The organism is Streptomyces sp. NPDC093260, assembly GCF_040683715.1.
GTDB lineage: Bacteria > Actinomycetota > Actinomycetes > Streptomycetales > Streptomycetaceae > Streptomyces > Streptomyces sennicomposti.
The window spans coordinates 62314-87254 of record NZ_JBFBEK010000014.1 but is presented as its reverse complement, the minus strand read 5'-3'; the positions used below and the strand labels follow the sequence as shown (position 1 = coordinate 87254).

Annotated in this window: 22 protein-coding genes and 4 pseudogenes; 16 read left to right on the top strand and 10 right to left on the bottom strand. The window is 73.9% G+C overall.

Annotated features, from left to right (window positions below; translation table 11 throughout):
* Positions 1 to 8: 8 nt before the first annotated feature.
* A pseudogene (locus tag AB0N63_RS19605) lies at positions 9 to 221 on the bottom strand (ricin-type beta-trefoil lectin domain protein); the annotation flags it as partial.
* A 535-nt stretch (positions 222 to 756) separates the two neighbouring features.
* On the opposite strand from AB0N63_RS19605, the gene AB0N63_RS19600 reads away from it, so the two are divergent.
* Positions 757 to 2232, top strand: a complete 1476-nt coding sequence (locus tag AB0N63_RS19600) for a cellulase family glycosylhydrolase (RefSeq protein ID WP_365530246.1) — start codon at positions 757 to 759, stop codon at positions 2230 to 2232.
* Between the two features lie 158 nt (positions 2233 to 2390).
* Here the strand turns inward: AB0N63_RS19600 and AB0N63_RS19595 are convergent, their stop codons facing one another.
* From AB0N63_RS19595 to AB0N63_RS19575, 5 genes are all read right to left on the bottom strand, one after another.
* Positions 2391 to 3404, bottom strand: coding sequence for a hypothetical protein (locus AB0N63_RS19595; protein ID WP_365530245.1), 1014 nt, complete (start codon positions 3402 to 3404; stop codon positions 2391 to 2393).
* A 464-nt stretch (positions 3405 to 3868) separates the two neighbouring features.
* Positions 3869 to 4777, bottom strand: a complete 909-nt coding sequence (locus AB0N63_RS19590) for an MFS transporter (RefSeq protein ID WP_365530345.1) — start codon at positions 4775 to 4777, stop codon at positions 3869 to 3871.
* A 2-nt stretch (positions 4778 to 4779) separates the two neighbouring features.
* Positions 4780 to 5964 carry a phosphatase PAP2 family protein gene (locus AB0N63_RS19585; RefSeq protein WP_365530244.1) on the bottom strand — a complete coding sequence of 395 codons (1185 nt, stop codon included), beginning with the start codon at positions 5962 to 5964 and terminating at the stop codon, positions 4780 to 4782.
* Between the two features lie 428 nt (positions 5965 to 6392).
* Positions 6393 to 7211, bottom strand: a complete 819-nt coding sequence (locus AB0N63_RS19580; RefSeq protein ID WP_365530243.1) for a cache domain-containing protein — start codon at positions 7209 to 7211, stop codon at positions 6393 to 6395.
* Positions 7212 to 7477: 266 nt separating this feature from the next.
* Positions 7478 to 8248: an FCD domain-containing protein gene (locus AB0N63_RS19575; protein WP_365530344.1), complete on the bottom strand. Its 771-nt coding sequence runs from the start codon at positions 8246 to 8248 to the stop codon at positions 7478 to 7480.
* Between the two features lie 146 nt (positions 8249 to 8394).
* On the opposite strand from AB0N63_RS19575, the gene AB0N63_RS19570 reads away from it, so the two are divergent.
* The 6 genes from AB0N63_RS19570 to AB0N63_RS19545 all read left to right on the top strand — a co-directional run bounded on the left by AB0N63_RS19570 (position 8395) and on the right by AB0N63_RS19545 (position 13408).
* Complete coding sequence (locus tag AB0N63_RS19570) at positions 8395 to 9543, top strand: ABC transporter ATP-binding protein (protein WP_365530242.1); 1149 nt, start codon at positions 8395 to 8397, stop codon at positions 9541 to 9543.
* 29 nt (positions 9544 to 9572) lie between these two features.
* Positions 9573 to 10769 (top strand): ABC transporter substrate-binding protein, encoded by a 1197-nt coding sequence (locus AB0N63_RS19565; protein WP_365530241.1) that lies wholly within the window; start codon positions 9573 to 9575, stop codon positions 10767 to 10769.
* 57 nt (positions 10770 to 10826) lie between these two features.
* Positions 10827 to 11681, top strand: a complete 855-nt coding sequence (locus tag AB0N63_RS19560) for an ABC transporter permease (protein ID WP_365530343.1) — start codon at positions 10827 to 10829, stop codon at positions 11679 to 11681.
* Positions 11682 to 11764: 83 nt separating this feature from the next.
* Positions 11765 to 12580, top strand: a complete 816-nt coding sequence (locus AB0N63_RS19555) for an ABC transporter permease (RefSeq protein ID WP_365530240.1) — start codon at positions 11765 to 11767, stop codon at positions 12578 to 12580.
* Between the two features lie 361 nt (positions 12581 to 12941).
* The gene (locus tag AB0N63_RS19550) at positions 12942 to 13157 is read left to right on the top strand and encodes a DUF6199 family natural product biosynthesis protein (protein WP_365530239.1); all 216 of its coding nucleotides are present in this window, start codon (positions 12942 to 12944) and stop codon (positions 13155 to 13157) included.
* Complete coding sequence (locus AB0N63_RS19545; RefSeq protein ID WP_365530238.1) at positions 13154 to 13408, top strand: hypothetical protein; 255 nt, start codon at positions 13154 to 13156, stop codon at positions 13406 to 13408. Before AB0N63_RS19550 ends, AB0N63_RS19545 begins: the two co-directional genes overlap by 4 nt.
* Before the next feature lie 75 nt (positions 13409 to 13483).
* Here AB0N63_RS19545 and AB0N63_RS19540 read toward each other — a convergent pair whose 3' ends face one another.
* Together AB0N63_RS19540 and AB0N63_RS19535 are read right to left on the bottom strand one after the other, a co-directional pair.
* Positions 13484 to 14146, bottom strand: a complete 663-nt coding sequence (locus tag AB0N63_RS19540) for a class I SAM-dependent methyltransferase (protein WP_365530237.1) — start codon at positions 14144 to 14146, stop codon at positions 13484 to 13486.
* Positions 14147 to 14189: 43 nt separating this feature from the next.
* Positions 14190 to 15449: an MFS transporter gene (locus AB0N63_RS19535; RefSeq protein ID WP_365530236.1), complete on the bottom strand. Its 1260-nt coding sequence runs from the start codon at positions 15447 to 15449 to the stop codon at positions 14190 to 14192.
* A 63-nt stretch (positions 15450 to 15512) separates the two neighbouring features.
* Between AB0N63_RS19535 and AB0N63_RS19530 the strand changes: the two genes are divergently transcribed.
* The 3 genes from AB0N63_RS19530 (at position 15513) to AB0N63_RS19520 (ending at position 18733) form a co-directional block, all read left to right on the top strand.
* A complete protein-coding gene (locus AB0N63_RS19530) occupies positions 15513 to 16397 on the top strand; it encodes a winged helix-turn-helix transcriptional regulator (protein WP_365530235.1) in 885 nt (294 codons plus the stop codon).
* Positions 16398 to 16924: 527 nt separating this feature from the next.
* Positions 16925 to 17311: a hypothetical protein gene (locus tag AB0N63_RS19525; RefSeq protein WP_365530234.1), complete on the top strand. Its 387-nt coding sequence runs from the start codon at positions 16925 to 16927 to the stop codon at positions 17309 to 17311.
* Between the two features lie 381 nt (positions 17312 to 17692).
* Positions 17693 to 18733 carry a vWA domain-containing protein gene (locus AB0N63_RS19520; protein WP_365530233.1) on the top strand — a complete coding sequence of 347 codons (1041 nt, stop codon included), beginning with the start codon at positions 17693 to 17695 and terminating at the stop codon, positions 18731 to 18733.
* Positions 18734 to 18791: 58 nt separating this feature from the next.
* Here AB0N63_RS19520 and AB0N63_RS19515 read toward each other — a convergent pair.
* Positions 18792 to 19139 (bottom strand): annotated as a pseudogene (locus tag AB0N63_RS19515) (transcriptional regulator); the annotation flags it as partial.
* Positions 19127 to 19219: pseudogene (locus AB0N63_RS19510) on the bottom strand (short-chain dehydrogenase); the annotation flags it as partial. The pseudogenes AB0N63_RS19510 and AB0N63_RS19515, both read right to left, overlap by 13 nt.
* On the opposite strand from AB0N63_RS19510, the pseudogene AB0N63_RS19505 reads away from it, so the two are divergent.
* The 6 genes and pseudogenes from AB0N63_RS19505 to AB0N63_RS19480 all read left to right on the top strand — a co-directional run.
* Positions 19214 to 19318 (top strand): annotated as a pseudogene (locus AB0N63_RS19505) (short-chain dehydrogenase); the annotation flags it as partial. The pseudogenes AB0N63_RS19510 and AB0N63_RS19505 overlap by 6 nt on opposite strands.
* A gap of 106 nt (positions 19319 to 19424) precedes the next feature.
* Positions 19425 to 20207 (top strand): DUF1963 domain-containing protein, encoded by a 783-nt coding sequence (locus tag AB0N63_RS19500; RefSeq protein ID WP_365530232.1) that lies wholly within the window; start codon positions 19425 to 19427, stop codon positions 20205 to 20207.
* Between the two features lie 104 nt (positions 20208 to 20311).
* Positions 20312 to 21250 carry a patatin-like phospholipase family protein gene (locus AB0N63_RS19495; RefSeq protein ID WP_365530231.1) on the top strand — a complete coding sequence of 313 codons (939 nt, stop codon included), beginning with the start codon at positions 20312 to 20314 and terminating at the stop codon, positions 21248 to 21250.
* Complete coding sequence (locus AB0N63_RS19490) at positions 21247 to 22308, top strand: hypothetical protein (protein WP_365530230.1); 1062 nt, start codon at positions 21247 to 21249, stop codon at positions 22306 to 22308. The genes AB0N63_RS19495 and AB0N63_RS19490 overlap by 4 nt, the downstream gene beginning before the upstream one ends.
* Before the next feature lie 200 nt (positions 22309 to 22508).
* A complete protein-coding gene (locus tag AB0N63_RS19485) occupies positions 22509 to 23867 on the top strand; it encodes an MBL fold metallo-hydrolase (RefSeq protein ID WP_365530229.1) in 1359 nt (452 codons plus the stop codon).
* 299 nt (positions 23868 to 24166) lie between these two features.
* On the top strand, positions 24167 to 24910 hold the full coding sequence (locus AB0N63_RS19480) for a sulfite exporter TauE/SafE family protein (RefSeq protein WP_365530228.1): 744 nt from the start codon (positions 24167 to 24169) through the stop codon (positions 24908 to 24910).
* The last annotated feature ends 31 nt before the right edge of the window (positions 24911 to 24941 follow it).

Below are 24941 nucleotides of genomic sequence, written 5' to 3'. Positions count from 1 at the left end.
GCCCGGGGTCACGCGGTGAAGCGCTGGCCTGCCGAGCCGTCGCAGTTCTGCAGGCGCAGCGGCCGGCGGGCGGCGGTCTGGGTCAGGCAGAGTCCGGTCGCGGCCTCCGGCCGGATCGTGGCGCCGTCCCGGACGAACTTCTGGTCGGCCACCTCGGAGCAGTTCCAGATGATCAGCGCGGCGCCCGCCTGGTACCGGGCGCCCGGCACGTCCAGGCACCGGCCGGGCTGTCGCTCTGGACCAGCTCGTCGGCGTACTGCTTCGCGCGGCCGATGTCGCCGCCGGCGCGACGGCCGGCCTGCTCGCCACGGCCGGGGCCGCCGTCCCCGCCACCGCGGCCCCGGCCGGCCAGGTGCGGCGGCACCCGCAACCAGGACTGGTGGTACGACACCTCTGTGGCCGTGGAACAGGCGGGAGTTGTCGAGGTAGAGGGCGCCGGTGTTCTGCTCTCCCAGGGCGCCTGCGAGCCCACGGAGGGGGCGTACGGCCGCGTCTCCGCCACCGCGCTCCCGCCCGACCTGGAGGTTCCGCGCCACGGAGGCCACCGCGCTCTACGGCACGCGAGGCGGCGTGCGCCGACGTCGACTCGAGGGTCCGCCGGAGTCCGTACCGGGAGCGTCTCACGGGCACCTCCTGGTCGTGTGGGGTTACCCACGGTTCTTACTGGCCGGTAGGGGCTTGGGGAATACCTCCGGTGAGAACTGGCAACAGGACGTCCGGTACGACATCTTGAGTCGCGCCCGGCCGGCTGATGGGATGCGCGGCACCGTGCACACCGACGAGCCGGAGGTCCCCGTGCTGCGAACCACTGTGACGGCGAGCGCGGTTGTCGCCGCGCTGCTCGCCCCCGCCGCCCCGCACGCCCGGCCGACGGCCCGCCAGGACGTCGCCCCGGCGGCCGCCGCCCGCCCGTCCGGGCAGGACGTGCCCCGCCTCACCGACCAATACGGGCGGGAGTTGACCCTGCGCGGCTGGAACGTCGAGGACAAGGCGCACCGTGGCGACGAGGCCCTGACGGCCGTCACCGAGGCCGACTTCCGGGAACTGCGGGCCCACGGATTCGACTTCGCCCGGCTGCTGGTCTTCTGGGACGACCTGGAGCCGCGCCCCGGCCACTACAGCGAGGACTATCTGCGCCGCATCGGGCGCGTTCTCGACTGGGCGGCGCGCTACGACGTACGGGTCGTCCTCGACCTCCACCAGGACGTGTTCGGCCCGGCGTTCGGCCACCGCGGCATCCCCGCATGGGCGACCAGGACCGACGCGCTGCCGTTCACCGCGCACCCGGACGACTGGTTCGCCGAGTACTTCGAGCCAGCCGTCCAGCGCGCCTTCACGCACCTCTACGAGGACCAGGACCTGCGGCGCGCGCAGGCCGGGGCCTGGCGCGTGCTCGCCGCCCGCTTCGCCCGCCACCCGGCCGTCCTCGGCTACGACCTGATCAACGAGCCGATGGGAGAGCTCCGTCCGGGCGAGGACCTGGCCGGGGCCGCCCGCCGCGTCGAGCGCGACCAGCTCACCCCGATGTACGACCGTCTGGCCGACAGCGTCCGTTCGGCCGACCCGGACGCCTGGCTGTTCGTGGAGCCCACCCCGGTCGTGGGCGAGGGCGTGCCCACCGGCCTCGGGCGGATCGACGACCCCAGGGTGGTGTACGCGCCGCACTTCTACAACACCGCCATGGAGGCGGGCGCGGACTACGATCCGGCGTCCGGCTGGATCAGGGCGTACGAGGCGGCCGTCACCCGGTACCCCGAGCAGTACGGGGTACCGGTCGTGATCGGCGAGTGGGGGCCGCTGAACAGCGCCCTGCCGAACATGAACCGCTTCTACCGCGAGGCGATGGCCTCCCTGGCCCGCTACAGCTCCGGCTGGGCGGGATACGTGTGGTGCCGCGGCGGCGGGTACTGCGCTCTGGACGCCACCGGGAACTTCCGTCCGAACAAGGAGCTGACCGCCGAGCCGTACGCCGAGGCGGTGGCGGGCCGGGTTCGCTCCGCCGCGTACGACGCCCTGAGCGGCGTGTACCGGCTGACGTACACCGCGGCCCGGCGCGGATCACGGGTGACCGAGCTGTCCCTGCCGCCCGGGCGGTGGCGGATCACGGTGCGCGGGAAGGCGACGGTGCGGCGCGATCCGGCGGGCCGGGCGCGCGTGACGGCCGTCCCGGGCGGCCGGGTCTCGGTCACCGTCGTGCGCGGGACGGCGGCCGACGGGCGCGGCGGGTCGTGACCGTGACCGCAAGCAGTCCGCCGTGACGGGTCGGTTCCGCCCGTCGTGACGGCGGTCGCGCCGCCGTCACGACGGCGACCGCGCGGCGGGGCCGCGCCCGGGCCGCGTGCGGCGCCGGGCACGGCACCGCCGTCCGGCTCAGCCCCCGTCCGCACGGCTCAGCTCTCGTCGTCCGGGTAGTCCCCCGCGTCGAGCGCCCCGCCCATGATGCCGCCGAAGAGGCCCCCCATCAGCTCGTCCATGCGGACCTCGGTGGCTCCGGCGGGCGCCGTGGTCCTGGTGCCCTTGAGAGTGTGCAGCACCAGGGCGAGCTTCTTGCCCTTCGCTTTCTCCGTCAGCGGCGTGAGGTCCACGGACACATCGCTCAGGGCGCCGTTCTTCAGCGTGAAGTCGGCAGTGACCTTCTTGTTCGGGGCGTCCTTGAGGTCGTCTTCCGTGGGCAGTCCACCTCCGGAGGGCAGCTGCCGGGACAACGGCCGGATCCCGTCGAGCAGTTCGGACAGCAGGGTGCGGAAGGGCGCGGTGGCCGTGACGTGCTCGGCGCCGTCCGAACCGCCGGCCGACTTGAACTCGACCTCCTTGACGACGACCCGGCGCAGGTCCTTCGTCAGCTTCTTCCGCGCCTGCGGGTCGAGCGAGGGGCTCGCCGTGGGCTTGCCGCTCGCGGCGGACCCGCCGTCCCCGTCGTCCTCTCCCCGGGCCATCTCCTCACCGGTCCTGCGCAGATCAGCGGCGGAGACCTTGATCCACTCACCGGCGAACAGCTTCTTGAGCGCCCCGGCCTGCGCGGGCAGTTCGTCGGCGCCGGGCATCGGGGTGCCCGACAGGTGCGCGAACGAGTCCATGTTGACGCGGATGTAGGCGTCGTCTCCGATGAGGCGGTACTCGAACAAGTCGCCCCTGGGGCCGCTGAACTTCAGGGCCATGGCGGTGAAGTCCTTGTCACCGGATTCCTGGAGGGGCTTCTTCGACTCCACGGAGACGGAGATCCGGGCGCCGCTGAGCAACTCGGCCGCCTCGTCGGGCATCTTGTCCTCGGGCTTGGCCTCGGCGTCGAGCGCCTTCAGGGTCGCCGCGTCGGTGTCCAGGCCGAGTTCGAAGGTGAGCGAGCGCTGCTCTCCGAGTTTGTCGACGGCGCGGTCGAGCTTCTGACCGGCGGTCAGGTTCTCCACGGTGCCGCAGGCGGCGGTCCCGGCGAGGACCGCCGTGGCGACGGCGGTGGCGGCCAGGGTGTTGCGTATGGCGGAAATGACGTTCTCCTCTGAGGCACGACCAAGGTCCTGGTCACCGAGGAGACCGATCAGGTCCGCGAATGGTTGTACGCGGGCTCACACGCGGCGGTCGGCGCGCTGCGGGACCTGTTCGTGAGCCTTCCGGCCACGCGTGTGTGCCGCCGCGGCCCGGACGGCGGGGATCAGGTCCGCGGCCCGTTCGAGCTGGTCGCGCTGGGTGCGCAGGTCCAGGCCGGCTGACGGACGACGATGTGCCGGGCGCCGGCCGCCACGTACTGGAGGCGTTTCTTCCGGCCGACGCGGCGACGGCCGGGGCGCTGGCCGCCGCCGGGCCGGCGGGCGCCGCCGCGGCCCGGGACGCGGGGCACACGTGACGGGCCTTGCCCGGACCGGCGGACACACTCCTACGGCTCCCTCGTCTTCGCCGGTACGCACCGCCACGCCAGGGCGGCGGCGATGAGGCAGGCGAGCGCGCCGGCGGCCATGCCGGTGCGCAACCCGCCCGGTCCGGCGGCCGTGGCGAGCAGGCTGCCGCCGAGCGCCACCCCGGTCGCGCTGCCGATCTGACGGGCGGTGTTGAAGAGGGCGGAGGCGACCCCCGGACGCCCCGGCGGCGCGGCTCCCATCACCGTGGCGGTGGCACCGGTCAGGGCGAAGGAGGCGCCGAACCCCGCGGCCATCATCGGCGCGACCAGCAGCGGATAGACGGCATCGGGACCGGCGGGGGCCCAGCCGGCCAGTCCCAGCGCGGCCAGCAGCATGCCGCAGACCACCAGCGGACGGTCGCCGGTGCGGCGGGACAGCCGCCCGGACAGGGCGGAGGCGAACATGGTCATCGCGACCGCCGGGAACAGCGCCGCCCCGGTCTCCAGCGCGCTCAGGCCGCGGCGGCGCTGGAAGTCCACGCTGGCGGTGAACACCATGCCGTAGAAGCCGAAGTCGAACAGCAGGCCGATGACGGTTCCGCCGCTCAGCGCGCGCGAGCGCAGCAGCCCGGGCGGCAGCGCGGGGTCTCCGGCAAGCCGCTCGCGCAGGACGGGAGACGCGGCACGGGCTCGGGTGCGCCGACGGGCGGGCGGTGCGGGGCGGTGGGCGCGGACGGGTTCGTGGGCGGTGCGGCCGGGCGGGCCGCCGGGCGGGCGCGTGCCCCGGTGAGGGCGTCGTAGGCCGTCGTGGGCGGCGGGCACGGGCGGACGGCAGGGCGCGCCGGCGAGCAGGGCCAGCCGGCTGAGCAGGGCGCGCAGGGCCGGCCCGGTCTGGGACAGGGCCCGGTCCCGCATCCCGGGGCCGGCCGGGCGCTCCGCTTCCGGCACGTTCAAGGAGCGCAGCGTCTGACCGGTCTCCCGCGCCGCCTCGATCTCCGCGTCGCCCAGGGTGGGGTTTCGGGAGCCGGACCGATGGTCCGGTGGCGGTTCCGGGTGCGGTCCCGCCCGTTCCGTGACCGGCGCGGCGGCGGAACCGCGCGGTGCGCCGCGTCCCAGGCCCGGTTGACGCGCGGCGCGCACGCCCGCGCGAGCACGGCGACCGCCGCCCCGGCGACCAGATCCGTCACGTAGTGCCACCGCAGGTACAGCGTGGACGCCGGGATGACGACCAGCAGGGGGGAGGTCAGCCAGAAGAGTCCGCGGCAGTCCCGCCAGGCGAAGAGGGCGATCAGGACGATGGTCGCGACGTGCAGGCTCGGAAAGGCGTCGACTCCGGTGCTGTGGTCCAGGTAGTAGCGCCTGATCCCGAGGACGTCGCCCAGCGGGACGGTGAACCGGCCGGCCAGCCCGTGCCACGGGCCGACCGCGGGCAGCGAGAAGTACCCGGCGTATCCCAGGCACTGGACGATCACCAGCCCCAGCAGCAGGTCCGACCACTCGCGGTCCCGTCCGCGCAGCCACAGGAATCCGCCCAGAGCGAGCAGCGGCGCCCACTCGCAGGCGTACGCCAGCGCCATCACGGCCGTCGTGACCGGATCGACCAGGCGGTCGAGCACGGGCAATGGGTCGTGGCCGGCGAACAGCCACCGGTCGGCCGCCGCCAGCAGGTGGTCGCAGTGCCCCGGATGCACCAGGGGCACCGCCCAGCGCAGGCTCGGGTAGACGGCGAGGCAGGACAGCACCGCGATCAGGTCGCGGACCCGCCGCCACCGGTGCGGCCGCGGTGCGTGCCACGCCGGCAGCCGGGCCGCCAGACCCCACCACACGACGACCAGCGCCGCGGAGAGGGCGAGCGCGGCGCGGGAGTCCGGGTGCGTCACTGCGGCGGGACGGCTCACGGCGAGGACGGCCACGAGGGCGACGAACGGCAGCGCGACCGCTTCCTTGGGGTCCAGCAGACGGACGGCGGCCGCGACTCCGGTACGCCGCCGGACGCCGGCCCCAAGGCGCGGGGGCCCCTCGCCGCCCCGGGGTCGCGGGGCCCTGGCGCTGACCCGCGAAGGCACGGCCTGCTCGCCCGTCCGCTCACCGGTCCGGCGGTCCACGGAGCCGTGCCGAGGACCCGCTGTTTCCACGCTGGCTCCGTTCTGTGCGCGTCGCACGGACGGGTGTCGGAACGGGGAGTGGCGCGGCGGGCGTCGAGAACCGGCCGGACCGGCCGGGACCGCCCAGGCCGAGCCGACGAGGTTCACCTCGCCGCGGTCGCAGAGCTTATGTCACCGTATGACCGGTGTTGCGGGTGCCGCGCCACGCGGAAGAGCGGCCGAGCAGGGGGCGCGAAGGCGAGACCGCCGTGCCCGTCCTCTCACACGGGCCGCCCGACGCACCCTCGCCCCTGCTCGGGTGCACGTTCCCCGGCCAGGACGCACGCCCCTCCCGTACGCGCGGCCGCGCACGCCTCCCCTTACGAGTCACCGCCCCTGCCCCTCACGTACGGGCCAGGGCTCCCCCTCACGTACGGGCCAGGGCTCCCCCTCACGTACGGGCCGGGGCTCCCCGCCCCTCACGCCCCGCCCACGACCAGCACCAGCGGCACCCCCGCGCACGGCAGGAGCCGCACCGGGTCCGGCCCGGCGGGTCGCGCCCGTTCCAGCACGGCGGCGAAGTCCGGTCCCCGGGTGAGGGTTCCGGCCAGGTGCGCCGGATCGGCGGAGGCGGCCACCCGGCCCCGGGCGTTGACCAGGTGCGCCGGCGCGGGCAGCCGGCGCAGCAGGGGCAGTACGGCCGTCTCGAAGTCCCGCAGGTACACGTCGGCCGCGGCCACCCCCGCGAAGCCGTCGGCCGCCGCCACCGGCACGGCGAGCGTGAGGCTGTACTGGTCGGAGCACAGGTAGTCGACGTAGGGGCCCGCCACGGCGCGGCGGCCGGTGTCCCGGGGGAGCGCGAACCAGTCCCAGTGCGTGTAGTCCGCGTACGCCGACCGGCCCGGGTCGAGGTCGGGCAGCAGCGGCCGGACCTCCCCGGGGGCGGTGCGCTGCCACCACTCCAGCCACGCCGGGACGTCGTCCAGCAGTCCCGGTGCCGCGATGAAACCGACGCCCGACACCAACTCCTGCCGGGCCAGCCGCCGATGCAGTCCGGGCCGCAGCGCGGCGAGGTCGGCGCTGACGGGCCGCCGTCCTTCGGCCCGCGCCCGGTCCAGCAGCACCGCCGTGTCGGAGCGGATCTCGGCCGCCGTCTCGAACACGGCCTCCAGCACGCGGCCCACCTGCTCGGCCACTTGTTCGGCCCCCTGTTCCACCACCGGCTCGGCGGCCCGGGCCGCGGGCGGGGGGCCGGCTGCGGCCGCCGGCGGGGTGACGAGTGCCGGGCTCGGGTCCATGGCGCCCTCCAGCGGACGGGGGCCCGGTCGGCGGGGCGCCGCGGCCAGGGTCTTCCGTTTGGATCTCGCCGGGCTCGTGGGGTCTGGTGCCGTTCCCCCAAGCTCTGCGAGCAGGGGACCCCCACGCGGCGTCGTCGTCGGTCGCCACGGCTCCGCCATGACGCCCTCCTCCGCCTCGCGACGCTCCCCCACTGCCTGGACGGCGTGGAAGGCGCCAGCCTCACCGGACCCCGCTCCCCGGTCCGGCCTGATCCGAACGAACGACCCTAGAGGGTCAGCCGCAGGGCGGCGAGCCGTCCCGCCGACTCCTCGACGCACCGCTCGGCCAGCGTTCGGGCCGGTTCGGGGGCCCCATCCTGCACGGCGCGGACCACGGCGCGGTGCCGGTCCGCGACTTCTTCACGATATGCGCCGTCGCCGAGCACGAGACACAGCAACGCCCCGACCTCGGTCTGCAGGGCGATCTGCGCCCGCGTGAGCCGGGCGGACTGCGCGGCGGCCGCCAGCTCCACATGGAACCGCCCGTGGATCCGGCCGCACGCCGCCGCGTCCCCGGCGTCCGCCAGTTCCTCGGCGGTCAGGCGGAGGCGGCTCAGGTCGTGCGGTTCCGTGCGGTCCGCGGCGAGCCGGGCCGCCGTTCCCGACAGCGCGGCCCAGTGGTCGCCGAGGTCGCGCAGTTCCGTGCTGCTCCAGTCCCGGAGCCGGCCGAGCAGCCGGTCCTCGGCGGGTGGCCGGGGCCGGGAGACGAAGCTGCCGCCGCCGCGGCCCCGCCGGGTGGTGACCAGGCCCTGCTGTCGCAGCGCCATCAGCGCCTCCCGCAGCGTCACGGTGGAGACGCCGAGCCGTCCGGCCAGTTCGCTCTCCCCGGGCAGCTGCTCCCCGTCGGCGAGCAGGCCGAGTTCGATGGCGTCGCCGATCCTGCGGACCACCGTGTCCACCCGCGCCCGGCGCTCCACCGGCGCGAACACCGCCCCGCGCGCGCCGGCGCGTATGCCGTCCGTGTCGCCCGTGTCGCCCTTACCGCGACCGCCGTCCATGGTCACGGCCTCACTCCCGGTATGTCGTCGTTTCACGGCCTCACCCCGCCAGTTGACCCAAGCTTTGCCCGGAGGCGGTCTTGAGCTTTGAACTATGACTTCATAGGTTTTCGTTCAACGTCCCTGCGCGTCAGAAGGGTTCCCGTATGGAGGGAATGGCGGTCCGGTTACAGGGTCTGCGCAAGACGTTCTCGGAGACGGTCGCCGTGGCCGGCGTCGACCTGGAGATCCGGGACGGGGAGTTCTTCTCCATGCTCGGCCCGTCCGGGTCGGGCAAGACCACGGTGCTGCGCCTGATCGCGGGCTTCGAGACGCCCACCGCGGGGCGGATCGAACTCGCCGGCCAGGAGGTCACCGGACTCGCGCCGTTCGAGCGGGACGTGCACACCGTCTTCCAGGACTACGCCCTCTTCCCGCACATGACGGTCGAGCAGAACGTCGCCTACGCGCTGAAGGTACGCAAGGTGCCGCGGGCCGAGCGACTGGCCCGCGCCCGGGAGGCGCTCGCCGGCGTACGCCTCGACGGCTACGGAGCGCGGCGCCCCGCCCAGCTCTCCGGCGGCCAGCGTCAGCGGGTCGCGCTCGCCCGGGCACTCGTGGGCCGCCCCCGCGTGCTGCTGCTCGACGAACCGCTCGGCGCGCTCGACCTCAAGCTGCGCGAGCAGATGCAGCTGGAACTCAAGGCGCTCCAGCGCGAGGTGGGCATCACGTTCGTATTCGTCACCCACGACCAGGAGGAGGCCCTGACGATGAGCGACCGCGTCGCCGTCTTCCACCAGGGCCGCCTCGAACAGGTCGGCACCCCCGCCGAGATCTACGAACGGCCGGCCACCCCCTTCGTGGCCTCCTTCGTCGGCACCTCCAATCTGCTGCGGGGAGAGACGGCCCGGCGCGTCCTGGGAACGGGCGGCACCCACAGTGTGCGGCCGGAGAAGATCCGCGTCCTGGAGGAGTCCGCCCGCGCCGACGAGCCCGGGGTCGTCTCCGCCACCGGCACGGTCACCGAGGTGGTCTACCGGGGCGACGCCACCCGCTTCCTGGTGGACCTTGACGCCGGGGGCCGTCTCACCGCCCTCCAGCAGAACCTGGAGACCTCCGCCGAGGACGTGGCCGCCTACCGCGGCGCCCGGGTCCGCCTGGCCTGGCACCGCCGCCACACCGTCCCGATCCCCGAGGAAACCGCCTACCGCCACGGCGGCGCGGACGCCCCCGGTCCCGCCGAGCCCCCCCGCGCCCCCGATCGTCCCGGTCCCGCCGAGTCCCCCGGCACCACCCAGGTCCCCGACGCCCGCTGAACCGCCCCCGTACCGTTGGGAGTCACGACGTGCGCCTCACCCGAACCCTCCGAGCGGCGGCCACCGCCGCGCTGCTGCTGACCGCCGCCGCCTGCGGCTCCACCCACGGGGGCGGCGCCCCGGCCGGCGGACTCAACCCGCCCGACCTCAAGGCACCGACCCGACTCGGCGCGGGCGAGGGGCAGGTGAACCTGATCGCCTGGGCGGGATACGTGGAGGACGGCTCCGACGATCCCAAGGCCGACTGGGTCAGCGGCTTCGAACAGCGCACCGGCTGCCAGGTGCGGTCCAAGGTCGCGGCCAGCTCCGACGAGATGGTCAAGCTGATGAAGACCGGTGACTACGACGCCGTGTCGGCCTCCGGCGACGCCTCCCTGCGCCTGATCGCCTCCGGTGACGCCGCCCCGGTCAACACGGACCTCGTCCCCAACTACCGCGATGTCTTCCCCGACTTGAAGATGCAGCCCTGGAACTCGGTCAAGGGCACCGCGTACGGCGTTCCGCACGGCCGGGGCGCCAACCTGCTGATGTACAACACCGAGAAGGTGAAACCGGCGCCCACCTCCTGGTCCGCCGTCTTCGACGGGGCGTCCGCGTACAAGGGGCACGTCACCGCGTACGACTCGCCGATCTACATCGCCGACGCGGCCCTGTATCTGAAGGCCACCAGACCCCAGTTGGGGATCAAGGACCCGTACGCGCTCGACCAGAAGCAGTTCGACGCCGCCGTGGCCCTGCTGAAGAAGCAGAACGCGTCCGTGGGCGAGTACTGGAGCGACTATCTGAAGGAGGTCTCCGCCTTCAAGAGCGGCGACTCCGTGATCGGCACCACCTGGCAGGTGATCGCCAACCTCGCCGCCTCGGAGGGCGCCCGGGTCAAGGCGTCGGTGCCGAAGGAGGGTTCGACCGGCTGGTCCGACACCTGGATGGTCTCGGCCAAGGCCAAGCATCCCGACTGCGCCTACGAATGGCTCGACTGGATCCTCTCGCCGAAGGTCAACGCCCAGGTGGCCGAGTACTTCGGCGAGGCCCCCGCCAACGCGAAGGCCTGCGCGCAGACCGCCGACAAGAACTTCTGCGCCACCTACCACGCCGCCGACACCGCCTACTGGAAGCGCATCGCGTTCTGGAACACACCCATCGAGCAGTGCCTGGACGGCCGCGAGGACGTGAAGTGCGTCCCGTACGCGAAGTGGGTGCAGGCCTGGACCGAGATCAAGGGCTGAGCCGTGACCGCCACCGCACAGGCCGCCGCCCGGGCCGGACGCGGGTCGCCGGGACCGCTGCGCCGCGCGGCCGGGGCGCTGCACCGCCGCCCCCGACTCCGGCTCGCCCTGCTGCTGACCGCCCCGCTGCTGTGGCTGGCCGTGCTCTACCTCGGTTCGCTGGGCGTGCTGTTCGTCTCCGCGTTCTGGACGACGGACTCCTTCACCTCGGCGGTCGTGCGGGTGTGGTCGACCGACAACTTCCACGCGCTGGTGACCACTCCCGTCTACCGCCAGGTGATCGTGCGCAGCGTCGGCGTGGCCCTGACGGTGACCGTGCTGTGCGCGGTGATCGCCTTCCCGCTGGCGTTCTACACCGCGCGCGTGGCCCGGCCCCGGTGGCGCCCGCTGCTGGTGGTGGCCATCCTCACGCCACTGTGGGCGAGTTACCTCGTCAAGGTGTACGCCTGGCGGCTGATCCTGTCCCAGGGCGGGCTCGCCGACTGGATGTTGAGACCCTTCGGGCTCAGCGGTCCGGGGTTCGGACTGCCCGCGACCGTCCTCACCCTGACCTATCTGTGGCTGCCGTACATGGTCCTGCCCCTGCACACGGCGCTGCGGCAGGTGCCCAGCGGGCTGCTGGACGCGTCGGCCGATCTCGGCGCGCGACCGGGCCGCACCTTCCGGTCGGTCGTCCTGCCGCTGGTGCTGCCGTCCCTCGCCGCGGGCTCGGTCTTCACCTTCTCGCTCAGCCTCGGCGACTACATCACCGTGCAGATCGTCGGCGGCAAGACCCAGTTGATCGGCAACCTCGTCTACTCGGACATTGAGCTGAACCTGCCCATGGCCGCGGCCCTCGGCACGGTTCCGGTCGTCGTCATCGTGCTCTACCTGCTGGCGATCCGCCGTACCGGCGCCCTCAGCAGTCTCTGAGCCGCCACGCCGAAGGCTCCGATCCGGTCCCTGTCCACTCCGCAGCATCCACTCCACCGAGTCCCCAGGGGGTGTTCCACGCCATGCGGCTCACCCGCGGCGCGCGCATCGCACTGCGCACCGCCGCCGCCCTCGGCTTCGCGGTGATCTACGTCCCGCTCCTGCTGGTCCTCGTCAACTCCCTCAACCCGGACCGCAGCGCCAGCTGGCCACCGTCCGGTCTGACCCTGCACTGGTGGTCGGTGGCCTGGGAGAACTCCGGTGCCCGGGCGGCGCTGTGGACGTCGGTGAAGGCCGGGCTCGGCGCCACGGCGATCGCCCTGCTGCTCGGCACGCTCACCGCGTTCGCGGTCGCCCGGCACCGCTTCTTCGGCCGCGGGGCGATCTCCTTCGTGGTGGTCCTGCCCATCGCGCTGCCCGGCATCGTCACGGGCATCGCCCTCAACTCGGCGTTCTCCACCGTGCTGGAGCCGCTCGGGGTCGGGCTCGGCCTGTTCACGGTCATCGTCGGCCACGCCACGTTCTGCGTCGTCGTGGTCTTCAACAACGTCGTCGCCCGGCTGCGCCGCACCTCGCCCTCCTACGAGGAGGCGGCGATGGACCTCGGCGCCGACACCTTCCGCGTCTTCGCCGACATCACCTTCCCGCTGGTGCGCTCGGCGCTGTTCGCGGGCGGGCTGCTGGCCTTCGCCCTGTCCTTCGACGAGATCGTGGTGACCACGTTCACCGCCGGGCCGGGGGTGGAGACCCTGCCCGTGTGGATCTTCGGCAACATGACCCGCCCGCAGCAGGCCCCGGTGGTCAACGTGGTCGCGGCGGTCCTCGTCCTGCTGTCCGTCCTGCCGATCCACCTCGCCCAGCGCCTCTCCGCCGACACGGCGACGGACAGCAGGGCGTAGCGACGACGGACGCCGCGGCGTCCCCTCCCTTCCCGGTTCGGTACGGTCATCGCGTGGCGGCGGGGTCAAGGTCGCCCTTCCGCGGGGGACCACCCCGCCCCCTCCGCCGACTGCGTCACCTGCCTGCGTCACCGGGACGCGGGGGCCGGCTGCGCGTCAGCGGTGGCGCCCGTTCCCGGCCGGCAAAGGTGGCCGGGACACCTCGAGGTCGCCTCGTTCCCGATGAACACGCCGACCCGGCCGCAGGCACAGAGTCCCGCGGGCGTGTGTCCGGCGCGTCCGCCGGGGCACCCGTACGGCACCACGGGTTCAGCCGGCCGGGCGGAGGTCCGGTAGGGGGTAGCACGGGAGGGGACGTCGCGTGTTCGTTGTTCTGCTGTGTCTGATGGCGGCCATGGGTCTGGTGCAGGTGCTCAGACCGCAGCTGCTGTGGAAGATGAACCGGCCGCTGCAACGGCCGTTCGTCAAGGACTACGACGCGACCGAACCCACCGCCCGCGGCTACCTGATGACGCGGCTGGTCGGGGTGTGCTTCCTCGGGATGGTGACATGGATGATCGTCCGGGCGGTGTCATGACACCGCGTCCGGAACAGCGGGCCTCGCGCTCGTCCGTCTGGACGGGCGCGGTCCTGCGCTCAGCCCAGTTGGCCTATCTCGTCTTCCTGGTGCTCTCCACCGGTCTGCTGGCCTCCGCCGTCGCCACCGGGGCCGCGGTGCGCACCGTGCTCGGGCTCGCCGTCCAGGCGGCCCTGTGGGCGGCGCTGCTGCTGGCGGGGCCGACGGAGCCGGGCCACGGCCGGAGCGCCCGCCAGGACAGGCACGTGTGACGTGACTGAGGCAGGTGAGACACCTGAGGTACGTGTGACGTGTCGGATGGGCCGGCAGGCCGACGATCACCGCGATCAGGTGGTCGCCGTCGCGGCCTTGCGGGCGAGGAGGTGGACCTCCTTGAACTGGCGCCGGTCGGTGGGTTCGGGCTCGCGCACCGTGCGGGCGACCTCGGTGAGCCCCGACTCCCGCAGCAGCGTGGCGAGATGGTCGGGCGCCCACCGGTAGGCCGGTGCGACCGCGTGGTCGAAGCGCTGGGTCGGACGGGACGGCCCCTCGCTCGCCCAGAAGCCGATCACAAGGTGGCCGCCGGGCGCCAGTACGCGGTGGAACTCGGCGAGAACGGCGGGGACTTCCCACGGCGGGGTGTGGATGACGGACCACCGCGAGAGGACACCCCCCAGCGTCCCGTCGGCGATGTCCAGCGCGGCCATCGAGCCGACCTCGAAGCGCAGTCCCGGGAAGTCCTGCCGGGCCAGCCCGATCATCGCGGGCGAGGCGTCGACGCCGAAGGCCTCCAGCCCCGCCTCGGCGAGGTACGCGGTGACATGACCCGGACCGCACCCCAGGTCCGCGACCTCGCGGTTGCCGCTCGCCCGTACGACCTCGGCGAAGACGCCCAGGATCGCACGGTCGAGGGGACTGTCGCGCAGCGAGTCGCGGAACAACTGCGCGTAGGTGGCGGCGACGGCGTCGTAGGCATCGCGGGTGGCGCCGAGGGCATCGTGTTCGACCATGCCCGCCACGGTAGCCGCCGCCCGCCCCGAACCGGGGTGCTACTCAAGCCAGTTCGCGCATGCGGCGCACCGGGCTCAACAGGAGGACCGCCGGGCTGACCACGGAGAGCGCGGCCATGAGGACGAACGAGGCGCGCTCGTTCCACAGGGCGGCGGCGCCTCCCGCGGCCAGCGCACCGAAGGGGATCGCGCCCCAGGAGACGAAGCGGACCGTGGCCATCACACGCGGCAGCAGCTCCGGGGGCGTGGCGGTCTGCCGGTAGGTGCGGGTCACGATGCTCGTGACCACCACGGAGGCGCCGAAACCGGCGTTGCCCAGGGCGAACAGCGCCAGTCCCGCGCAGTGGCCGGACAGCGCCATCAGCGCGACGAAGCACGGGGAGACCACCGCGGCCCAGCGCAGCGCCCGACCGCCGCCGAGGCGGGCCACGATCCGGGGCGTCAGCGCCGCGCCGACCAGGGTGCCGAGGCCGTCGGCCGCGATGAGCACGCCGACCAGGGCGGGCGGTGCGTCGAGGGTGCGGACCAGGAAGACCGGGGTGAGCGCCATCAGGCCGCCGCAGACGAAGTTGACGGCGGTCGCGTCCGCCGCGCAGGGACCGATCACTGGGTGCCGGGTGACGTACCGCCAGCCCTCGCGGATCATCTCGGCCATGCCGCGCCGCGCGCCCTGCCGAGCGGGGTGCGGGACCTGCGGCAGGCTGCTCATGAGGGCGGCGGAGACGAGATAGCTCACCGCGTCGACCACGATCGACGCGGCCGCGCCGAGCAGTTGGACCAGGACGCCGCCGAGGGAGGGGCCGCCGAGCTGGGTCGCCGCATGCGTGCCGGAGGTGAGGCTGTTGCGGGCGGTGAGTTCCTCCTTGGTGACGATGGAGGGCAGGAAGGTCGAGTTGCCGACGTCGAAGACGACGGACGCGAGTCCGACCACCAGCGCCACGACGATCAGCTGTGGCAGACGCAGGACGCCGAGCGCGGCGGCCGCCGGCACCGAGGCCACGGCGACGGCCCGTGTGAGATCCATCGCCACCTGGGTCCCGCGCAACGGCAGACGGTGCACGAGGACCCCGGCCGGGAGGCCGATCAGGAGCCAGGCGGCGTAGGAGGCGGCCGTGATCAGGCTGACCTCGAACGCCGAGGCGTGCAGCACGAGGACCGCGAGCAGCGGCAGGGCCACCGCCGTGACCGCGTCGCCGATCCCGCTCGCCGCGGACGCGCCCCAGTACCGCCAGAACGCCGCCGCGTGCGCGGCGCCGTCCGCCCGCCTCTCCTTGTCTCCCCGTCCCTGCACGGCCGTCGTCATGCCCGCCCCCAGTTGCAACTCGCCGAGTGAGTCTCTTTAGGGAACTGACTATACTCATGGATCATGCGGTACACAGAGATCGACGACCCGGACTGCGCGATCGCACAGGCGCTGGCGGTGGTCGGCGACCCGTGGACGCTGCTCCTCATCCGCGACATCGCGGGCGGGACGCACCAGTTCGACGCACTCCAGGGCGAACTCGGCATCAGCCGCAAGGTCCTGACGGGGCGTCTGAAGACCCTGGTGGCGGACGGTGTACTGGAGAGACGCCTGTACAGCGCGCGGCCCGCCCGGTACGAGTACCACCTGACGCCGGCCGGGCGGGGCCTGCTGCCGGTCCTCGTCGCCCTCCAGGACTGGGGCGCCCGGCATGTGATGGGCGACGGCGCCCTCTCGGCCACCAGCACGGCCGACTCCGCCGAGTCCCGGCGCGTGCACGCCCTGGTGGGGCGGCGGCTTCCCGGACTGGAACTCGTCGGCCCGCACGGCGCACCGGTGGACCCGGTCGCCGCGGATCGGGCCTGGACCGTCCTGTACTGCTTCCCCGGCGCCTACGCGCCCGGCGGGCACGACTACCCGCCGGGCTGGGATCGGATCCCGGGCGCCCCCGGCTGCACGCTGGAGTCATGCACGTACCGCGACCGGATGGCCGACTTCGCGGAACGCGACGCGCGCGTGCACGGGGTCAGCACTCAGCGCCCCGACCAGCTGGCCGCGTTCGCGGAGCACGCGCGGATCGCGTTTCCGCTGCTGTCGGACGCCGATCTGCACCTGGCCGGATCGCTGCGGCTGCCCACGTTCCGGGCGGCGGGCGTCGACCGGCTCAAGCGCCTCACGCTCGTCCTCGACGCGTCCCGCACGGTGCGCGGCGTGCTGTACCCGCTCCAGGACCCGGCGGGTTCGGTGGACGACGCCCTGGCGCTCATCGACTCGCTGACGGGGGCGTGAGCAGCGGTCCGGCCGCGCCGCCCCCGCCGGCCGTGGGCGGCGGCGGACGGCCACGGCGACCATGGGCGGTTTTCTACCATATCCAGCCGATCAGATCACGGCCAAGGTCGGCGACCCGCAGGTCGTCAGCAAGACGGACGGCTGCGACGGCTGGATCGACAAGCTGTTCTACCGGGGCGACTGCACGATCACCTCGAAGATCCGGTACGTGGCCGTTCGGTTCGGCCCTGCGGTACGGCGAGTTCGTCGTCGACGGTGTCGCGTACCTGGTCGAGGAGGCCTGACGCGGAGGAGACCCGCCGGGGGCGGACGGAGTGCGACTCCGGCCGCCCCCGCCGGCATGTCCTCACCCGCTCCCCCTCCCCGAGGGCCCGACGCCGGTCCTGCTGCATCGGCGGCACGCGGGTCACCGGGGCGGGGGAACCGGCCACCGGCCACCGGGCGGGAGACCGGGGGCGGTGTGACGATCACGCAGAGACGGCCCGACCGCTCCGGTCGGTCGCCGCCCCCGGCGGAAGGACCTTTCGATGAACCTGACCGAGAAGCACCCGACCGTGCGGCGTCTCCTGGGCGTCGCCGCCACGCTCGCCATAGCCGCGCCGGCCCTGCTCAGCGTCGCCGCCTCCCCCGCCGTCGCCTTCTCGGGCGCGCACTGCGACCGCGGCGAACAGGACATGTGGGACAACGGCCCCAGCCGCAACGTGACCGCCCGTCACTGCGACATCCCGGCGCACAACAAACGCTGGTACACCGTGGAGATCGACACCCTCGTGCAGACCCGCTACAAGGGTGACACCCTGGACGGCGGGGTCGACCGCACCAGGACCCTGCACCACAGGACCATCAGATGCCTCGGCTACACCACCGACGCCGACAAGGGCACGGTCGGGTGGTTCGGCTGCCCGCCGGTCTGACCCATCCACGGTGGTCTCCCCCAGGGGGCGGACGGAGGAAGCTCCGGCCGTCCCCGGCGGCGTGTCAGGGGCTCACACGTGTGAGGGGCTCAGGTGTGTGGCTCAGATGTGTCCCAGCCCAGGTCGGCAGACGGTCCGGGTGGGAGAGGCGGCGGGCGGTGGAGAGGGAACGGGAGCAGGCTTTCGCGGGCATGCCGGGCGGCTGGGACGGGCCGTGGCGACCGGACCGGGGACGACCGGCGGACACGGCCGGACAGACGGCGACCGGGGGCACGTCCGGCCCGTCGGCGGCCGAGCAGCGCACCGCGCCCGGGAGCCGGGGCCGATTGTCAGTGGTGGGTGCAAAGGTGGGAGCAACGAGTCGGGAAGAGGGGGGATCCCATGTCCGGGAGCCAGAACTACATCAATCACGTCGCCCTGGTGCTGGACGCCAGCGCGTCCATGTCACATCTGAGCCGCAAGGTCGTCGAGGTCGCCGACGAGCAGATCGCCTATCTCGCCCGCCGGTCGCGGGAGCTGGACCAGGAGACCCGGGTCACGGTGTACGTGTTCGCGGACCGGGTGGAGTGCGTCGTCTACGACAAGGACGTGCTGCGGATGCCGTCGCTCCGGGAGCTGTACCGGACCGGCGGGATGACGGCCCTGCTGGCGGCCACGCTGAAATCGCAGCGTGAGCTGGCGCAGACGGCCCAGCTGTACGGCGACCACAGCTTCCTGACGTTCGTCCTGACGGACGGCCAGGAGAACGCCAGTCACCGCTGCCCGGACGCCCCCGCCAGGGACCCGCGCGCGCTGGTCGCCGCCGTGGCCGAGATGATCGCGACGCAGCGGGACAACTGGACGCTGGCCGTCCTCGTGCCGGACCAGGTGGGCAGGCGCGAGGCCGTGCAGTGCGGTTTCCCGAAGGACAACGTCGCCGTCTGGGACGCCACGAGCACGCAGGGGCTGGAGGAGGCCGGGCAGGTCATCCGGGAGGCCACGGAGAAGTTCATGGTGGGCCGCACCCAGGGCATCCGGGGGTCGAGGGCGGTGTTCTCCACGGGCGCGGAGGCGGTCAACAGGGACACCATCAAGGCGGCCGGCCTCGCCCCGGTGGACCCGTCGGAGTACCAGTTGCTCCCGGTCAGCCGGGACGCGGCGATCCGGGACTGGGTCGTCGAGAGCGGTCACACCTACCGCACCGGCGGCGCGTACTACCAGCTGAGCAAGTCGGAGAAGGTCCAGGCGCGCAAGCAGATCGCGGTGCTGGAGAAGAAGACGGACCGGGTCTACACGGGGCCCGAGGCCCGGGCCCTGCTGGGCCTGCCCGACGTGGAGGTCCGCGTCCGGCCGGACCACAACGACGACTTCACCATCTTCGTGCAGAGCACGAGTGTGAACCGGAAGCTCATACCGAACACCCGTCTGCTGCTGATGCTCTGACCTCGCAGCGGCGGGCGCCCCGATCACCAGCGGCCGCCATGACCGCCGTCTCAGCCGGTCAGACGTCCCGACCGGCCGGGTGGGCCAGGTCCTGGGTGCCGAGGACGGTGAGGAGGGCGAGGCGTTCGGCGTCCTCGGTGCCGGGTTCGGCCGTGTAGACCATGAGCCGCAGATCGCTGCCGGCCCCGGTGAGGATGTCGCAGTCCAGCGTCACGGGGCCGACCCGCGGATGGTCGATCGTCTTGCGGGAGGCCTCGTGGCGGCCGGCGGCGCCGGTGTCCCGCAGTGCCGCGAACCGCTCGCTGCCCGTGCGCAGGTCGGCGATCAGCCGGTACAGCCGCCGGTCGTCCGGGTAGCGTTCGGCGGCCGTGCGCAGGTCGGCGACGAGCGCCGTGTCCGGGTCCCGGTGTTCCCGTTCAGATCGGTCCTGGTGAAGCCCGGCTCCACCGCGTTGATCCGCATCCGCGGGAACTGCTTCGCGAACCGGTCGAGGAGGGCGCCGAGATCATCGTCCGCACGGCGCAGGCGGGTCCGGACGGCCCCAGCGGCGGCTTCTTCGACCAGGCGGGTCCGCTGCCCTGGTGACGCCGCCCCGGACGGGGGCCGGACGACCCGATGGCCGGCGGCCCGGAGCCGGGCAGCCCGGGGCGGGGCCTGCACGGGGGCCGGGCGGCCTCTGTAGGGTGGCGCCGTGATCGACGTCTGGAACACCGACAGAGTCAACCGTTTCCGCGCCGAGGCGACATCGCGGGGGCTGCCGGCGGACGACGTGGAGGAGTGGATACGGCGGACCGTGCCGGGCGTGTACTGGACGCAGGGCGGTGACGGGCCGCTCTCGGCCCGGCTCGGCGGCGACCCGCTGCTGCCGGCCGGTGCGCCGGACCCGTCCTTCCCCTTCGTGGCCTCCGTGGACTGCGCGCTCCTCCCGACGGGCGCCGCCGGGCTGCCCCTCCCCTCCGACGGCCGGCTGCTCTTCTTCGCCGAGCCCGACCTGGGATTCGAGGGCCAGGTGCCCGACGCCGTGCGCCACATCCCCGCCGGAACACCGACAGCCGCTCGTCGCACCGACACCGGGTACGAGCCGTTCCCGGCGCAGGACCTGCGCACGATGTGGCACCACCTGTCCCCGCCGGACCCGGAGAGCTTCGCCGAGGCGAGGTGGGACGACCCCGACGACGAGCAGTACGTCCTCGCCGAGGAACTGGAGAGCGCCTGGACGCACGTGGGAGGTTCATGGCCCCTGTGGACGTTCGCGCTCGGCGGCCATCCGGTCGTCGTCCACGACGATCCGCTGTCGCTGGTGCGGGACGCCGAGCCGGAGGCGGAGGACGCCGACGACTGGGTGCTGCTGGCCACTTGGCGCTGCGGGCAGGAGGTCCGGGAACTGGACCTGGGCGTCGTCAGCTGGCTGATCCGCCGCCGGGACCTGGCGTCGTTGCGCCTCGACCGGGTCCACGCCCACGTCGCCATGTGACGACGCTCCGGTCCTCCGGGCGAGTGTCGCCCTATGACGACGCCCGCCCCTCCGGGTGAGCACGGGACCGTCCGTCGCCTGACCCCGGCCCGTGCGCCCGCCCGATGGTTGACGTGGCCGAGCCGGGGCACCTGTCGGCCATGGAGGACAGCCGGACCGCCCGCCCACCGATCCGCGCCTTCGTCCTGGGCGGTGGAGGCGCTCTCGGCGCCTATGAAGTCGGCATGCTCAAGGCGCTGTTCGCCGCCGGAGTGCACCCGGACCTCGTCGTCGGCACCTCCGTCGGCGCGATCAACGGCGCCGCCGTCGCCGCCGACCCGTCGCGGGCGTCGGTGGCCCGGCTCGCCGACCTGTGGACCGGCCTCGGGCGCGCCGGTGTGTTCTCCGGATCGTTCCTCGGACGGCTCGGCACCGCCGTCCGCAGCGGCACGCACTTGTACCACCCCGCCCCACTGCGCGACCTGCTGTGCACCCACCTCCCGGTGACGCGGATCGAGGCGCTGGCCCTGCCCTTCCAGTGCGTGGCCGCGCAGATCGAGCAGGCCGCCGAGCACTGGTTCACCACCGGACCGCTGGTGGACGCCGTGCTCGCCTCGTGCGCGGTGCCCGGGCTGCTGCCGCCCGTCCGGCTCGACGGCGGGCACTACGTCGACGGCGGCCTGGTCAACAGCATTCCCGTCGGCCGCGCGGTGGCCCTCGGGGCGAGCGAGGTCTACGTGCTCCAGGTCGGCCGCGTCGAGCGGCCCCTCGCCCCGCCGCGGGCGCCCTGGCACGTGGCCCTGGTGGCGTTCGAGATCGCCCGCAGGCACCGCTTCGCCCGTGACATGGCGGATCTGCCGCCCGGCGTCACCGTCCACGTCCTGCCGTCGGGCTCGGGCCCCGAGGAGGGCGCGGGCACCCTGCGTCAGCTGCGGTACCGCAGCTTCGGCCGTACCGGCGAGCGCATCGAGCGCGCCTACGCCGCTGCCTCCCGCTACCTCGAGACCACCCTCGGCGCACCGGGTGCGCCGGGCGCACCGGACGTGTCCGACGGCCCACGATGACCGACACGGGGGTGCGACGCGGCCGCCCGGCCCGGGCGGCCCGAGCGGTGCTGACCGGGCTGCGCCGCACGGCGGCCACCGCGCTGCTGCTCGCGCTCGTCCCCGTGACGGCCGCGCTCCTGGTCGCCGCGGGCGTGCTGTGCGCGCCGGTCTCGCTCGCGACGCGCGGTCCGTGGCGGCCGGTGCGGATCATCGGGTTCGCCCTGCTGTACCTGCTGGTGGATCTGACAGGGCTGGCGGCCGCCGCCTGGCTGTGGGCGCGACGGCTGCCCGCCGGGCGCGACCGCGCGCGGCGGCGCGCCGAGGACGCGTTCGCCCTGCTGGAGAGGCTGCTGCGGTCGCTGCGGCGGGCGGGCGAGCGGATCTTCCGGCTCCGGGTGACGGTGACGCCCCCGCCGCCGGGCGCGTCCGGGGGTGCGGCGGCGCCGGTGCTGGTCTTCGTGCGGCACGCCGGGGTCGGCGACTCCTTCCTGTTGTTGCAGGTACTGCTCTGCTCGGCCGGGCTGCGGCCCCATACCGTGCTGAAGCGGACGCTGCGCGCCGACCCCGCCCTCGACGTCCTCGTCGGGCGGGTCCCGCACTGTTTCCTGCCGGCCTTCGGCCGCCGGGCCGAGGACGCGATCGGGGAGCTGGCGGCCGGGCTCGGTCCGGGCGACGCCCTCGTGATCTTCCCGGAGGGCGGCAACTTCACCCCGCGCCGCCGCCTGCGGGCGATCGCCTCGCTGCGCCGCCGCGGGCTGCGGCGCCGGGCGGACCGCGCGGAACGGATGCGCCACGTGCTGCCGCCGCGGGACGCCGGCGCCCTGGCCGCGCTCGCCGCCGCGCCCACGGCCGACGTGGTCTTCGTCGCCCACACCGGCCTCGACGTCCTCCACTCCGCGCGCACCGTCTGGGGCCGGTTGCCGCTGCGGGAGGGTGTGCGGGCGCGGTGGTGGCGCGTCCCGGCGAGCCGTGTCCCGTCCGGCGACGCCGCCCGCAGCGAGTGGCTGCTGGCCCAGTGGGCGCGCGTCGACCGCTGGGTCGCGGAGCACGCGGGCCCGGACGCCACACACGCGTGAGGTGTGACGGACGCGGGGTGCGGGTGGCTCGGGGGTGCGGGTGCCGCGGGCGGACGGGCCCCGGGCAGGCGTCTCGGGCTCGACGTCTCGGGTGGACGCCCCACCACGACCCGACCCACCCTCTCCGAATACCCCGGGGGGTACCCGTGTTACGGTGACCACATACCCCGGGGGGTAATTCTTCGGAAGGGAGCGTCTCCGTGTTCTTCATCGACACCATCGAGCTCGAAGGCCTCGGCAACCGCCACTACCTGGCCGGCGGTCCGCGGACGGCCGTCGCGGTGGACCCGCCGCGCGACTTCGACCGCATGCTGGCGGCGGCGGCCCGGCGGGGAGTGCGGATCACGCACGTGGTGGAGACCCACCTCCACAACGACTACGTCACCGGAGGCCTGGAACTGGCCCGGGTGACCGGAGCCGCCTACCTCGTCCCGGCCGGGGCACGTGTGGCGTTCACGCGGGTCCCGGTGGCCGACGGCGACTCCGTCGCCCTCGACGCCGGGCTCGAACTGCGCGCGGTCGCCACCCCGGGCCACACCCCGCACCACACCTCCTACGTGCTGCGCGAGCAGGGGCGGCCGGTGGCCGTGTTCACCGGCGGATCGCTGCTCATCGGCACGGTGGGCCGCCCGGACCTGGTGGAACCGCGGCTGACCGAGCGGCTGGCCCGCGCGCAGTACGCCTCCGCGCACCGGCTGGCGGCCGAGTTGCCGGACGGGACGTCCGTGCTGCCCACGCACGGTTTCGGGAGTTTCTGCTCCTCGGCGCCGGCCGAGGGCGAAGCCACGACGATCGGGGCGGAGAAGGCCACGAACGCGGCGTTCACGCAGGACGTGGACGCGTTCGTCGCCGGGCTGCTGGCCGGACTGGACGACGTACCCGCCTACTACGCGCACATGGGCCCGGCCAACGCCGGCGGTCCCGCTCCGGTGGACCTGACGCCGCCGGCCGTCGCGGACGCCGACGAGATCGCCGCCCGGCTGGCTGCCGGCGAGTGGGTCGTGGACCTGCGCAACCGGATCGCGTTCGCCGAGGGCCATGTCGCCGGCTCGTTCAACTTCGAGGCCGACGGCAAGATCGCCACGTATCTGGCGTGGCTGATCCCGTGGGGCAAGCCGGTGACACTGCTCGCCGAATCGGCCGAACAACTGGCGAACGCACAGCGGGAGTTGGTACGGGTCGGCATCGACCGTCCCGCGGCCGCCGCGACCGGTGCGCCCGAGGAGTGGGCGACCGAGAGCGCGCCGCTCGTCTCCTTCCCGCGCGCCACGTTCGCGGACCTGGCCGAGCGGGGCACGGACAGTGTCGTCGTCCTGGACGTACGGCGCGACGCCGAGCGGGCCGGCGGGCACATCGTCGGCTCCGTGCACATCCCGGTCCACGAAGTGCACCGGCGGCTCGGCGAGGTGCCGGCGGGCACCGTGTGGGTGCACTGCGCGGGCGGCATGCGCGCCGCGATCGCCGCCTCCCTGCTCGACGCGGCGGGCCGTGACGTGGTCGCCGTGGACGACGGCTTCGACGCCGCCACCAAGGCCGGACTGACCGTGGTCACCGCCTGAACAGGCTGTTCGTGCTGTTTTGTCCCGATGCCTTCGTCTTCGGCCGCCGACCGCTGTGGACCGGCTCCCGCCGGCCGACCTGGGCCGACCGGCTTCGACGACCCGCCTCCGCCGACCGGCGTCAGACGGCCAAGACCACCGCCGGCCCGCCTGTGCCGACCGGCTTCGCCCACCGACTTCGGTGGAACGGGCTGTGGCGACCGGCTTCCGCCTGCCTTCTCCGACTCCTTCGACCGACCGGGAGGTTGTGTGATGCTCCCCCTCCACGACGGCCACGCCCCTGCTCGCGAGCAGGGCGAATGACCGCTCTGATACCCGCGCTCCTCGCCGGTGCCGTCGTCGGCCTGGCCCTCGGCGGCCTCGGCGGCGGTGGCAGCGTCCTCGCGGTGCCCGCCTTGATCTATCTGCTGGGTTTCACCCCGGCGGCCGCAGCCACGGCCAGTCTGATCATCGTCACCCTGACGTCGGTCACGGCGCTCGTGCGGCACGCCAGGGACGGCCAGGTGGCGTGGCGGACGGGTCTGCTGTTCGCCGCGGCGGGCCTCGTGCCCGCCCTGCTCGCCGGGGCCGCCGCCGGCCATCTGCCCCAGACCGTGCTGACCGTCGCGTTCGCCGTCGTCGCCGCGGTCGCGGCCCTGCGCATGCTGCGGCCCGCGCGCACCGAGGCCTCCGGCGCGGTGCGCCCCGGGAAGGCCGGCGCGGCCGGCGCCGGGCTGGGGGCGGTCACGGGGTTCCTGGGGGTGGGCGGCGGCTTCCTCGCCGTCCCGGCCCTGGTGGGCGTACTGAACCTGCCCATGCGCCGGGCCGTCGGCACCAGCCTGCTGGTCATCACGGTCAACTCGCTGGCCGCACTCGGCGCCCGGGCCGGTGCCGGTACGCCGCTGGACTGGGCCGTCGTCGCGCCGTTCACCGCGGCGGCGATCCTGGGGGCCTGGGACGGGAAGCGGCTGTCGGCGAAGCTCAAGGGCACCGCGCTGCAACGCCTCTTCGCCTGCGTACTGCTCGCGGTCGCCGCGCTCATGCTGATCGACGCGGTCGTCTGACCGGGGAAGCGGCACTCCCGCCGCGGGCCCC

What these genes read in the sequence shown, in the direction of transcription:
- AB0N63_RS19520 (WP_365530233.1), top strand. Translation starts at nt 17,693, where the DNA reads ATGTCCGGGAGCCAGAACTACATCAATCACGTCGCCCTGGTGCTGGAC.
- AB0N63_RS19535 (WP_365530236.1), bottom strand. Translation starts at nt 15,449, where the DNA reads ATGACGACGGCCGTGCAGGGACGGGGAGACAAGGAGAGGCGGGCGGAC.
- AB0N63_RS19525 (WP_365530234.1), top strand. Translation starts at nt 16,925, where the DNA reads ATGAACCTGACCGAGAAGCACCCGACCGTGCGGCGTCTCCTGGGCGTC.
- AB0N63_RS19600 (WP_365530246.1), top strand. Translation starts at nt 757, where the DNA reads ATGCGCGGCACCGTGCACACCGACGAGCCGGAGGTCCCCGTGCTGCGA.
- AB0N63_RS19575 (WP_365530344.1), bottom strand. Translation starts at nt 8,248, where the DNA reads ATGGACGGCGGTCGCGGTAAGGGCGACACGGGCGACACGGACGGCATA.
- AB0N63_RS19490 (WP_365530230.1), top strand. Translation starts at nt 21,247, where the DNA reads ATGACCGACACGGGGGTGCGACGCGGCCGCCCGGCCCGGGCGGCCCGA.
- AB0N63_RS19495 (WP_365530231.1), top strand. Translation starts at nt 20,312, where the DNA reads ATGGTTGACGTGGCCGAGCCGGGGCACCTGTCGGCCATGGAGGACAGC.
- AB0N63_RS19545 (WP_365530238.1), top strand. Translation starts at nt 13,154, where the DNA reads ATGACACCGCGTCCGGAACAGCGGGCCTCGCGCTCGTCCGTCTGGACG.
- AB0N63_RS19530 (WP_365530235.1), top strand. Translation starts at nt 15,513, where the DNA reads ATGCGGTACACAGAGATCGACGACCCGGACTGCGCGATCGCACAGGCG.
- AB0N63_RS19555 (WP_365530240.1), top strand. Translation starts at nt 11,765, where the DNA reads ATGCGGCTCACCCGCGGCGCGCGCATCGCACTGCGCACCGCCGCCGCC.
- AB0N63_RS19480 (WP_365530228.1), top strand. Translation starts at nt 24,167, where the DNA reads ATGACCGCTCTGATACCCGCGCTCCTCGCCGGTGCCGTCGTCGGCCTG.
- AB0N63_RS19580 (WP_365530243.1), bottom strand. Translation starts at nt 7,211, where the DNA reads ATGGACCCGAGCCCGGCACTCGTCACCCCGCCGGCGGCCGCAGCCGGC.
- AB0N63_RS19540 (WP_365530237.1), bottom strand. Translation starts at nt 14,146, where the DNA reads ATGGTCGAACACGATGCCCTCGGCGCCACCCGCGATGCCTACGACGCC.
- AB0N63_RS19570 (WP_365530242.1), top strand. Translation starts at nt 8,395, where the DNA reads ATGGAGGGAATGGCGGTCCGGTTACAGGGTCTGCGCAAGACGTTCTCG.